This is a genomic window from Cohnella thermotolerans DSM 17683 (genome assembly GCF_000429825.1).
GTDB classification, from domain to species: Bacteria; Bacillota; Bacilli; order Paenibacillales; family Paenibacillaceae; genus Cohnella; species Cohnella thermotolerans.
On record NZ_AUCP01000145.1, the window covers coordinates 1 to 1,437 of the forward strand.

Sequence of the window (1,437 nt, forward strand, 5' to 3'; positions counted from 1 at the left end):
GAACAAGCCCTGTTAACGTCTGCTATGCTCTTGCAGAAATAAATATGAGTCACAAAGTAGAAATCGATTTTACACCACTTGACGGGACGCTATCGTTCGCTTTTCCTCTTCTTTTTTTAAAATTATTCAAAATTATTAAAAATTATTAAAAATCAACTCATTTATGCTCAAAATCAATTTCAATCGCTTTGTTATGTTTCAAAGTGAGTTACTTATATTGGAGTACGAATGGGCGGCAATGCCCTACCAGACTACAAGTTAGGAGGTTTGCTATGGAAAAACTTTACACAGTCAAACAAGCCAGTGAATACATGGGAGTACACTTGCAGACCCTTTATCGTTGGCTACGAGAGGGGCGGATATCAGCAACCAAGCCAACGAAACGAACAGTACGAATCAAGGAAAGTGAACTAAAACGCTTTACCCGTATGGAAGGAGAATCAGCATGACGATTATTGACAACCGTTCTGTGTCATTGTCTGAAGCCGCCAACCTCATTCAAATGAGTGAAGAAGAGGTTTTTAAGCTGATATTGTACGGCTACCTAGAAGCAGCTAGACCAATTCAGGGCAGGATGATGGTCAGTTTACATTCCATTGAAGCATACGCCCAACGTAATCGAATCACTCTTCAGAAAGCCCCTATATCCCCTATAGGGCGTTCAGGAAGTCTTACCGTGCTGGAGACAATGACAAAGCTAGGCTTGCAAACTGAAGCCGCAGTACATCGGCTAATACAGGCAGGTAAGCTGAAGGCAGGGTTTGAGGGCGGGTCATACTTTGTCCATGCCCAAAGTTTACACGACTATGTTACAGGGCGGTGCTAATCATGCGAATGTACACACTTAGTGAAATCTCAAGTCTGCTGACCAAAGCAAGTCCTACGAAAGTTTACTCTATGCAACGCATTTGGTCTTGGTGTCAAAATGAAGGTCTGCGCTATGAAGCGATTCCGAACGCTGTGCGCGGCGTGGCTTACAAGCCTGTATGGATTCGTGAGGACGAATTGAAGAGGTTTTTACAGACAAAAGGCTTTGGCGTTGAAGCTATCTTTTCGGCGGCTGGCTAAAACGTCACTATAACATCCGTAAATAATGTACTTTTCGGACATGGGGGAGGTGAAAAGATTGAAAGACGTAACATGCTTCATAGACCGTGTTTCAGCTTTGGCTTACATTTCTGTCATACTTCTCGAAGTCGCTAGAATTGAATGGCTACATTGATAAAATCTACAGAAGTACCCGACAAGGCGACTATGATACGAATATCAAATGTGTGGATGGAAGTTTAATACAGATAAATAGCAGGGAAAAGAGAACGGAAAATGTTAGGATAGACTTTAATTGTCTATCGTAAAATAAAATTACCCTAAATGATCAAATCGAACTACCCCAAAAAATCGTGTAATATTACCCCTCTTGATCGTCTCGGGTAAAAC

The 1,437-nt window shown here is 41.8% G+C and carries 3 protein-coding genes; all 3 read left to right on the top strand.

Annotated features, from left to right (window positions below):
• The first annotated feature begins 272 nt into the window (after window positions 1-272).
• The 3 genes from G485_RS31270 to G485_RS27215 are packed head-to-tail and all read left to right on the top strand — an operon-like array spanning window position 273 to window position 1,068.
• Window positions 273-449 (top strand): helix-turn-helix domain-containing protein, encoded by a 177-nt coding sequence (locus G485_RS31270; RefSeq protein WP_084423380.1) that lies wholly within the window; start codon window positions 273-275, stop codon window positions 447-449.
• Window positions 446-826, top strand: a complete 381-nt coding sequence (locus G485_RS0117485; RefSeq protein WP_027093559.1) for a MerR family transcriptional regulator — start codon at window positions 446-448, stop codon at window positions 824-826. Before G485_RS31270 ends, G485_RS0117485 begins: the two co-directional genes overlap by 4 nt.
• 2 nt (window positions 827-828) lie before the next feature.
• A complete protein-coding gene (locus G485_RS27215) occupies window positions 829-1,068 on the top strand; it encodes a hypothetical protein (RefSeq protein ID WP_035157096.1) in 240 nt (79 codons plus the stop codon).
• Window positions 1,069-1,437: the final 369 nt, after the last annotated feature.

Bases quoted from the DNA above. Each gene is read 5' to 3' on its own strand.
- G485_RS31270 (WP_084423380.1), top strand. From the start codon at position 273: ATGGAAAAACTTTACACAGTCAAACAAGCCAGTGAATACATGGGAGTA.
- G485_RS0117485 (WP_027093559.1), top strand. From the start codon at position 446: ATGACGATTATTGACAACCGTTCTGTGTCATTGTCTGAAGCCGCCAAC.
- G485_RS27215 (WP_035157096.1), top strand. From the start codon at position 829: ATGCGAATGTACACACTTAGTGAAATCTCAAGTCTGCTGACCAAAGCA.